Origin of the sequence: Streptomyces lushanensis, assembly GCF_001700515.1 — a bacterium.
Taxonomy (GTDB): domain Bacteria; phylum Actinomycetota; class Actinomycetes; order Streptomycetales; family Streptomycetaceae; genus Streptomyces; species Streptomyces lushanensis.
This window is the reverse complement of record NZ_MAUD01000346.1, coordinates 1-8,873: the sequence shown is the minus strand read 5'-3', so window position 1 is coordinate 8,873 and position 8,873 is coordinate 1. Positions and strand designations below refer to the sequence as shown.

Annotated in this window: 8 protein-coding genes; 1 reads left to right on the top strand and 7 read right to left on the bottom strand. The window is 72.0% G+C overall.

Annotated features, from left to right (window positions below; genetic code table 11):
* Positions 1-287: 287 nt before the first annotated feature.
* The 6 genes from BFF77_RS25585 to BFF77_RS25560 all read right to left on the bottom strand — a co-directional run bounded on the left by BFF77_RS25585 (position 288) and on the right by BFF77_RS25560 (position 5,282).
* Positions 288-1,046: an endonuclease/exonuclease/phosphatase family protein gene (locus BFF77_RS25585; protein ID WP_066953976.1), complete on the bottom strand. Its 759-nt coding sequence runs from the start codon at positions 1,044-1,046 to the stop codon at positions 288-290.
* Between the two features lie 133 nt (positions 1,047-1,179).
* Positions 1,180-2,121, bottom strand: a complete 942-nt coding sequence (locus BFF77_RS25580; protein ID WP_066953974.1) for an ROK family glucokinase — start codon at positions 2,119-2,121, stop codon at positions 1,180-1,182.
* A 65-nt stretch (positions 2,122-2,186) separates the two neighbouring features.
* Positions 2,187-2,687, bottom strand: a complete 501-nt coding sequence (locus BFF77_RS25575) for a DUF5304 domain-containing protein (RefSeq protein WP_066953971.1) — start codon at positions 2,685-2,687, stop codon at positions 2,187-2,189.
* 89 nt (positions 2,688-2,776) lie between these two features.
* Positions 2,777-4,006, bottom strand: a complete 1,230-nt coding sequence (locus tag BFF77_RS25570) for an ArsA family ATPase (protein WP_066953969.1) — start codon at positions 4,004-4,006, stop codon at positions 2,777-2,779.
* A gap of 5 nt (positions 4,007-4,011) precedes the next feature.
* A complete protein-coding gene (locus BFF77_RS25565; RefSeq protein WP_066953968.1) occupies positions 4,012-4,458 on the bottom strand; it encodes an SRPBCC family protein in 447 nt (148 codons plus the stop codon).
* 56 nt (positions 4,459-4,514) lie between these two features.
* Positions 4,515-5,282, bottom strand: coding sequence for a metallophosphoesterase family protein (locus BFF77_RS25560; protein ID WP_066953966.1), 768 nt, complete (start codon positions 5,280-5,282; stop codon positions 4,515-4,517).
* A gap of 290 nt (positions 5,283-5,572) precedes the next feature.
* Between BFF77_RS25560 and BFF77_RS25555 the strand changes: the two genes are divergently transcribed.
* Positions 5,573-7,369: an AMP-dependent synthetase/ligase gene (locus tag BFF77_RS25555; RefSeq protein ID WP_066953964.1), complete on the top strand. Its 1,797-nt coding sequence runs from the start codon at positions 5,573-5,575 to the stop codon at positions 7,367-7,369.
* 48 nt (positions 7,370-7,417) lie between these two features.
* Here BFF77_RS25555 and BFF77_RS25550 read toward each other — a convergent pair whose 3' ends face one another.
* Positions 7,418-8,572 carry a glycosyltransferase family 4 protein gene (locus BFF77_RS25550; protein WP_066953961.1) on the bottom strand — a complete coding sequence of 385 codons (1,155 nt, stop codon included), beginning with the start codon at positions 8,570-8,572 and terminating at the stop codon, positions 7,418-7,420.
* Positions 8,573-8,873: the final 301 nt, after the last annotated feature.

The following is an 8,873-nucleotide window of genomic DNA, read 5'->3' as shown; positions in this document are numbered from 1 at the left end:
GCCGCTCGTATCCCGCGACCGGGTCGAACGCGCCGTAAATCATGCTGTCCCGGACATGCCCCCGGAACGGGCCCCGGCGACAACCCGCACACGACCACCGGCCCCAGCCGAAACGGCCCCAGGACCACGGCCCCCGGCGAGTGAGCCGAAGGGCGCGCCGCTGTCGAGAGGGAGGCTGTGCTCGATATGCGGCTCCGCCGCGCGGGCGGAGGTTCGCGAGGTACGAGCGAATCGAGCACGGTCGACCGTCGACAGTGGCACAGAGCGCCCGGAGGCGAACCGAGCCCTCAAAGAAGAGGCGCCGGGAGGCGCAGCGTGGCGAGGACCGGGAGGTGGTCCGTTGCCGTCCTCAGGTCCGTCTCGGTCACGCCCGGCAGACCTCGTGGCACCCCGCACCCGAGGACCTCGACGCCACCGGTGGCGAAGATCGCGTCGATGCGCTGACGCGGGCGGTCCGGCGTGGAGGTGTACTCGTCGCCCCACGGCTTCGCCGTCCAGCAGTCCTGGAGCTCTCCGGCCAGCAGCCGGAAACTCCGGCCCTCGGGCGGGTCGTTGAGGTCACCGGCGGCGATCACGTGCGGTACGTCCATGGCCTCGACGCGGTCGAGCAGCATCCGCGCCTGGGCGTAGCGCTCGCCGGCCTCCAGGCTGAGATGGCAGCTCAGCAGCCCGACCCGGGCCCGGCCGATCCGCACGACGGCCGTGGCGAAACCGCGCCGGTGCAGGCCCGGGGTGAGCGGCAGCAGGATGTCCTCGGTCCGCTCGACCGTGGCGCGCAGCGAACAGAGCAGCAGCGGCCCGGCCGCGGTGGCGCCGCCGCTGAGCACCACGAGACCGGTCCGCGCGGCCAGCCAGGCGGCGCGCTTGCGCCAGCGGAAGAACCTCGGCGCTTCCTGGATGAGGACGAGATCGGGCGCACAGGCCCGGATGACCCGGACCAGCGCCTCACGGTCGTCGCGCATCGACCGGACGTTGTAACTGAGCACCCGGACCACGGCCGAACCGTCCGGCTCGATCAGGGAGTCGGGCAACGGGGACATCGCCATGCCCACAAGATACGGGACACCGTCCGACGGGTTTCGGCCGACACCGGGCCGGGATGCGCGCTGGTCCGGACAGCGCCCGCCGTACCCACATCGGGTGCGGCGGGCGCGGAGGTACGGGCGCGCGGGCCGGCCGTCAGCCCTGGCGGGCCAGGTCCGCGGCGCCCACCAGGCCCGCCTCGCCGCCCAGTTGCGCAGCGAGCACCTGGGCGTGCGGACGCCACTCGCCACCGATCAGCCAGCGCCGGAAGGACTTCCGGATCGGGTCGAGGACCAGCTCGCCCTCGTCGGAGACACCGCCGCCGACGATGAACGCGGACGGGTCGAAGAGCGAGGCCAGATCGGCGAGACCGGCACCGGCCCAACGGGCCAGTTCACGGAAGGAGTCGATGGCCACCGGGTCGCCGGCGCGGGCCGCGGAGCTGATGTGCCGCCCCTCGATGCCGTCCGCGGTGCCGTCGCCGAGACCGAGCAGGATCTCCGCGTTCTCGGGCGTCGCGTTGGCGCGCTGGCGGGCGTACCGGACGAGGGCGCGCCCGGACGCGTACTGCTCCCAGCAGCCCTGGCTGCCGCAGCCGCAGAGCAGACCGTCCGGCACCACCCGGATATGACCGAACTCCGCCGCCACACCGAAGCGGCCACGGCGCAGCTTGTTGCCGATGATGATGCCGCCGCCGAGCCCGGTGCCGAGCGTGATGCAGATGACATCGTCATGGCCCTGTCCGGCGCCGAACTTGTACTCGCCCCACGCGGCGGCGTTGGCGTCGTTCTCCACGACGACCGGCAGGCCGACCCGCTGCTCGACCTTGTCCTTGAGCGGTTCATGGCGCCAGTTGATATTGGGCGCGAAGAGGACGGTGGCGCGCTTGTCGTCCACGTATCCGGCGGCCCCGATACCGACCGCCTCGATCTGGTGTCCCTCGCCTGCGCCGGAGACCGCGGCGCAGATCGCGTCCACGATGCCCTCGGCGGTCGGCGGGGTGGGCACCTTGTGCGTCTCCAGGATGGTGCCCTCTTCGTCGACCACGCCCGCCGCGATCTTCGTGCCGCCGATGTCGACGCCGATGGTGAGTCCCATGTGTCCCTCAGTTTTCGGTCGAGCCCCGCTGAGGTCAACCGTACCCGAGGGCGGACGCCCGAAGGTCAGTCCAGGTCGATATGACCGCTCGGACCAGGTCCTTCGTCCCTGGGGTCCGTGGGGTCGTCGGACTTCTTCGTGTCGTGAGGGGCGTCTGTGCCGACCGACGACGGGTCCGCGTCGGACGGCGCCGAGGAGGAGTCCCGGGTCCAGCGGCCCTCCTGGCCCTCGACCGCGGAGCGGTACGCGGCGAGCAGTTCGTTGCCCGCCGCGGCGAGATGGCCGAAGACTCCGGGATTGCGCTCGACGACCGGCTCGACGACCGCCTTGGCCTGGTTGATGAACTGCTGCACGGCGCCCTGCGCGGCCAGGCCGAACAGCGGTCCCGGCAGCGAGGAGACCTTGTCCGCGACGGCGTCGACCAGCTTGCGCAGCTCGTCGGAGGCGGAGACGGGCGGCGGGCCGTAGGTCGCGCGGCGGCGGGCCTTCTCCGCCTCCAGATCCTCGGCGCATGCCGCGGCCCAGGCGTCCGAGTCGGTGGCGGGGCGCTCGGTGGCATCGCTCATGGAGACTCCTGCGTCAGAGGCAGAGGCCTTCCGCCGTGGACAGCGGAAGGAGTGCTTACCTTCGACGGTACCCGAACGGCCACGGGCCTTCAGTGCCCGCGCGGCCACAGCGCGGGGTCGGGCGTGAATCTCACCCGCAGCACACCGTCGGTGAGGGCCGCGCCGGTCACCGTGCAGCGGCGCAGCGCGGACGGCAGCGGCACGACGCGGCGGAACGGGCCGACGGTGAGCAGAAGTTCGTCGTCCCTGCGGACCAGGGACAGCTCGCTCTTGACGGCTCCTGGCAGCGGCACACACCAGACGAGCAGGTTGTCCTCCGCGAGCCGGTCCTCGACGGGCCAGCGGCCGGCGGCCGGGCCCCGCTCGTCCAGTCCCTCCGCGAGCCCGGTGGCCAGGCCCGCTCCCCCGCTCCCGGCCTCGCCCTCCCCGGAGCCCGCGCCCAGGTACGCCAGGTCGTCCGGGCCCTGCGGGTCCCGCCCGAGATGTCCCACCGGATACAGCGGCACCTCGGGCGCCCACTCCTCGTACCACTCGTCCAGGCACTTGCGCTGCTGTGCCACGAGCGTCGCGAGCCAGGGGCCCGCCGCGTCGCCGGGCAGGATCCTGTTCGGTACGAGGGTGTCGGCGCGCAGTCCGTACAGGGCCAGTCCGGTACGGGCGGTGCGCAGGGCCTCCGCCGCCGTGGGCCCCGGCTCCGCGACCAGCCGTACGGTCGTCTTCGGGTCCTGGACGACGGACTGGACGACGGCCAGCTCCGCGTCCCGCCGGGCGGCCGTCTCGTACAGCCACTGCGCGGGCATCGGTACGCCGGCGAGCTGGGCCATCATCGGGCGCAGCGCGCGGGCGGCCTGCCGCTCACGCGGCAGCAGCCGGCGCAGATAGCGGCGGAGCTGTTCGGGCAGGGCCAGTACGGCCAGTGCCTGGCGCAGCGGCGGCAGATCCACGACCAGGACGTCCCAGTCGCCCTCGGCGGCCCGGCGCACCGCGTGGAGCAGGGCGAACTGTTCGCTGCCGGGCAGTTCGGTGAGTTCCTCGCCGGCCAGTCTGCGGGCGCCGAGCAGTTCGAACGCGCTGGCGGCCCGCTCCTGGAGGGCGAGCAGTTCCGTACGGAAGTGTTCACCGGAGTCGACACGGGCGGCCCACAGGCCGTTGCCCGTCCCGGTGGGCCGGGCGCCCACCGGTATGCCGAGCAGATCGTCGAGCGGGTCGGCGGAGAGCAGCAGGACACGTCCGCCGCGCCGGGCGGCGGCGCGCGCGGTGGCCGCGGCGATGGTGGTACGGCCCGCCCCACCGGGGCCGGTGACCAGGACCGTACGCATCGGGGTCAGGCTCCGGGGGCGGATTCGACGCGCTTCTTCAGGCCCGCGAGCGCGCGGTCGATGATGACCTTCTCCGCCTTGCGCTTGATCATGCCGAGCATCGGGATCTTGACGTCGACGGTCAGCCGGTAGGTGACCTCGGTGCGGTCGCCGGCGAGCGGCGCCAGCAGGTACGAGCCGTCCAGGGCGCGCAGCATCTGGGACTTCACCAGCGTCCAGCTCACCTCGTTGCCACCGGTCCAGGTGTAGGCGAGGGTGTGGTCGTCCTTGATCGCTCCGGCGTCCAGCACCAGCCTGACCTGCTGGGCGCGCCCGCGGTCGTCGGTGGCCAGCACCTCGGCCTCCTTCACCTCGCCGGTCCACTCCGGATAGCGGGCGAAGTCGGCGATCACGCCCATGACATCGGCCGGTGCCGCCTCGATCGTGATGCTCGAACTGGTGTGTTCCGCCATCGCCGTGCTCCTCCGGTACTGGGTACGCGGTGTGCAGGCTATCGCGAGTGCGCCGGTCACCATTCCAGGGCCCACGGCCGTCCTGTCGCGGCGAAGTGACCCACATTCACACACTCCGTGGAGCCGATCCGCATCCGCCGGGCGAGCGGCTGATGGACATGGCCGAACAGCGCGTACCGGGGCTTGGTACGGCGGATGGCCTCCAGCAGGGCGCGGCTGCCGCGCTCGAACCGGCGCGGGACGGTGTCATAGGTCAACTCGGGCACATCGGGCGGGATGTGGGTGCACAGCACGTCCACCTCGCCGAGCGCCTCGACCTTGGCCGCGTACTCCTCGTCGGAGATCTCGTACGGGGTGCGCATGGGGGTACGCAGCCCGCCGCCGACGAAACCGAAGACCCGGCCGCCCAGTTCCACCCGCTCCCCGTCGAGAACGGTGGTCCCGGGGCGCGCGTACTCGGGCCAGAGTCCCGGGATGTCGACATTGCCGTAGGTGGCGTACGTCGGGACGGGCAGGGCGGCGAACATCTCGGCGTACTGGCGGCGCACCGCCGCCTCGATGGCGGCGGCGGGATCGGCGTCCAGGCCGGCCCAGAGCTCCCGTCCCAGGTTACGGGCCTCGTCGAAGCGGCGGGCGGTACGCAGCTCCACGAGCCGGTCGGCGTTCTCGACACCGAAGAGATCGGGGAAGATACCGCGCGAGTGGTCCGCGTAGTCCAGGAAGAGCACGAGGTCACCGAGGCAGATCAGGGCATCGGCGCCGTCGCCGGCCGTCAGCAGGCCCTGGGTGTTCCCATGCACATCACTGATCACATTGACTCGCATACCTGCCATGCGGATCACCCTAGAACGGGCTTCTCCCACCCGATAGAGGGGGCCGGACCTGCGGTTCCTTCCGTCGTGTCAGAGGTGTGGACTACTGTGCGCGCAGTACCGTCCATCACGTGTGACGCAGGGAACATCTGGCCGGGACCCTCTATGCGTACGCCAGTACCGATGGGTAACGTCCGGGCAGTCCAGCGTGCTCGCCCCACCGAGCACCTGCCCCGGTCTTGGACCGCGACCGGCGCGTCGCACGGAGCCGCGGCGTCGGCGCCCGATGAGGAGCAGCAGTCTTGCGCGAGTTCAGCCTTCCGGCCCTGTACGAGGTCCCCGCGGACGGCAATCTGACGGATCTCATCCGCCGCAATGCCGCACAGCATCCCGATGTGGCGGTCCTGGCCCGCAAGGTGGCGGGCGCCTGGACCGATGTCACCGCCACCCAGTTCCTGGCCGAGGTGCGGGCCGCCGCCAAGGGCCTGATCGCGGCCGGCATCGCACCGGGCGACCGCGTGGCGCTGATGTCCCGTACGCGCTTCGAGTGGGTGCAGCTCGACTTCGCGATCTGGTGCGCGGGCGCGGTGACCGTACCGGTGTACGAGACCAGCTCGGCGGAGCAGGTCCAGTGGATCCTCGGCGACTCGGGCGCGGTCGCGGTGATCGTGGAGAGCGACGCGCACTACTCCGCGGTGGAGTCGGTCCAGCACACGCTGCCGGACCTCCGGGCGGTCTGGCAGATCGACCGCGGCGGGATCGAGGAGCTGACCGCGGCGGGCGCGGACGTGCCGGAGACGGTGGTCGACGAACGCGCCTCGGCGGCGAGGGCCGACGACCCCGCCACCATCGTCTACACCTCGGGCACCACCGGCCGCCCCAAGGGCTGCGTGCTCACCCACCGCGCCTTCTTCGCGGAGTGCGGGAACGCGGTGGAGCGGCTTCGGCCCCTCTTCCGTACGGGCGAGTGCTCGGTACTGCTCTTCCTCCCGGCCGCGCATGTCTTCGGACGGCTGGTCGAGGTGGCGGCCGTGATGGCGCCGATCAAACTCGGCTGCGTACCGGACATCAAGAATCTGACGGAGGAGCTGGCCACCTTCCGGCCGACACTGATCCTCGGCGTGCCGCGGGTCTTCGAGAAGGTGTACAACTCGGCACGCGCCACGGCGCAGGCGGCGGGCAAGGGCGCGATCTTCGACCGGGCGGCGCACACGGCGATCGCCTACAGCCGCGCCCTGTCCGCCCCGCGCGGCCCGTCCCTGGGCCTGCGCGTCCGCCACAGGCTCTTCGACCGGCTCGTCTACCGGAAGCTACGCGCGGTGCTCGGCGGACGCGGCGAGTACGCCATCTCCGGCGGCGCGCCTCTGGGCGAACGTCTGGGCCACTTCTACCGGGGCATCGGCTTCACCGTCCTGGAGGGTTACGGACTCACCGAGTCCTGCGCGGCCACCGCCTTCAACCCCTGGGACCGCCAGAAGATCGGCACCGTGGGACAGCCTCTGCCGGGCTCGGTGATCCGTATCGCCGACGACGGCGAGGTCCTCCTCCACGGCGAACACCTCTTCACCGGCTACTGGAACAACCCGGAGGCAACGGCGGAGGCGCTGGCCGACGGCTGGTTCCACACCGGCGACATCGGCACCCTGGACGAGGACGGCTATCTCACCATCACCGGCCGCAAGAAGGAGATCCTCGTCACCGCGGGCGGCAAGAACGTCGCGCCCGCGGTGATCGAGGACCGCATCCGGGCCCACGCGCTGATCTCGGAGTGCATGGTCGTCGGCGACGGCCGCCCGTTCGTGGGCGCGTTGATCACCTTGGACGAGGAGTTCCTGACCCGCTGGGCGGCGGAGCACGGCAAACCGGCGAACTCCACCCCCGCCACGCTCCGGCTGGACCCGGAACTGCTGGCCGAGGTCCAGCGGGCGGTGGACGAGGGGAACGCGGCGGTCTCCAAGGCCGAATCGGTCCGCAAGTTCCGCATCCTGACGACCCAGTTCACCGAGGAGGGCGGTCACATCACCCCCTCGCTCAAGCTCAAGCGGAATGTGGTGGCGAAGGACTTCGCGGACGACATCGAAGCGCTGTACCAGACCTGACACGGGCCCGCGGGCGGCCCTGGAAGCACTGCCCCCGGCCGAAAGGCGTCAGAGCAACGCCCGCAACTCGGACGCCAGTTCGTCCCACCGCCACCGCTCCTCGACCCAGGCCCGCCCCCGCTCCCCCATCCGTGCCCGCAGCTCGGGATCCAGCAGCAGCGCGACGATCCGCTCCGCCGACTCCCGCGCCGCCGTCTCCGGCGGCCCGCCCCGGACCACCCAGCCCGTCTCGCCGTCCAGCACCGCGTCCGGCGCGCCTCCGGAGTCGCCCGCGACCACCGGGAGCCCGGTGGCCGAGGCCTCCAGATAGACGATGCCGAGGCCCTCGACGTCCAGACCGCCGCGCCGTGTGCGGCAGGGCATCGCGAAGACGTCGCCCGCGCCGAAGTGGGCGGGCAGCTCAGCCCAGGGAACGGCGCCGGTGAACCGTACGGAACCGGCGACTCCGGTCCGGTCCGCCAGCTTGCGCAGCTCGCCCTCGTACGGTCCGCCGCCCACGATCAGCAGCACCGCGTCCGGCACCCGCGCCAGGATCGCGGGCAGCGCGAGGATCAGCGTGTCCTGGCCCTTGCGCGGCACCAGCCGCGAGACGCAGACGACGACGGGCCGGTCCGCGAGCCCGAGCCGCTCCCGCACCGCCGCGCCGCCCGAGCCCGGATGGAAGGTCTTCTCGTCCACGCCCGGCGGCAGCCGCACCATGCGCGCCGCGGCCTCGGGGGTGAGCGCCCCGGCGATGCGGGAGCGGGTGTACTCACCGAGATAGGTCATCGTGTCCGTGGACTCGCCGATACGGCGCAGCAGCCGCCGTGAGGCGGGAAGCTGCGCCCAGCCGGCCTCATGCCCGTGCGTGGTGGCGACCAGCCGCCGCGCCCCGGCCCTCCGCAGCGCCGGGGCCATCAGCCCGAGCGGCGCCGCGGCGCCGAACCACACGGACTCACAGCCGTGTTCGCGCAGCAGCCCGACCGCTCTGCCGGTCACGCGCGGTGTCGGCAGCAGCATCGTCGTACGGTCGCGTACGACGGTGAACGGCTGCTCGGCGTCGAAGGCGGCGGTCGCCTCCGCGCCCTCCCTGCCGCGCTTCCAGGTCGAGGCGTAGACCACGAGCCGCTCGGGATCCAGCCGCAGCGCCATGTTGTGCAGGAACGCCTGGATGCCTCCGGGCCTGGGCGGGAAGTCGTTGGTCACGATCAGTGTCTTGTGCATCGCCGCCGACAGTACCCAACGGCCCTGCCTGATGGCTCGGGCGCGGTCCCGCCCGGCATCATGACTCCCGCGATCAGGAACGAAGCACGCGAAGCGTGCGAAGAGGCACATGCGGCACATGAAGCGGACGAGGTGGTCATGGCGGGCACGCACGGCACACGGCTCCCGGTCGCGGTGTGGACCCTCACCAGGGCTGTTCTGCTGCTCTGTGTCTTCAAGGTCGTCTCCGTGCCGGGGCCCGACGTCACCGGCGACGTCTCGGTGATCTACCAGGGCTGGTACGAGGTGCTGAGGACCGGCA

Excerpts from the sequence above, each read along its gene's own strand:
- BFF77_RS25585 (WP_066953976.1), bottom strand. The coding sequence starts at position 1,046 with ATGGCGATGTCCCCGTTGCCCGACTCCCTGATCGAGCCGGACGGTTCG.
- BFF77_RS25580 (WP_066953974.1), bottom strand. The coding sequence starts at position 2,121 with ATGGGACTCACCATCGGCGTCGACATCGGCGGCACGAAGATCGCGGCG.
- BFF77_RS25575 (WP_066953971.1), bottom strand. The coding sequence starts at position 2,687 with ATGAGCGATGCCACCGAGCGCCCCGCCACCGACTCGGACGCCTGGGCC.
- BFF77_RS25570 (WP_066953969.1), bottom strand. The coding sequence starts at position 4,006 with ATGCGTACGGTCCTGGTCACCGGCCCCGGTGGGGCGGGCCGTACCACC.
- BFF77_RS25565 (WP_066953968.1), bottom strand. The coding sequence starts at position 4,458 with ATGGCGGAACACACCAGTTCGAGCATCACGATCGAGGCGGCACCGGCC.
- BFF77_RS25560 (WP_066953966.1), bottom strand. The coding sequence starts at position 5,282 with ATGCGAGTCAATGTGATCAGTGATGTGCATGGGAACACCCAGGGCCTG.
- BFF77_RS25550 (WP_066953961.1), bottom strand. The coding sequence starts at position 8,572 with ATGCACAAGACACTGATCGTGACCAACGACTTCCCGCCCAGGCCCGGA.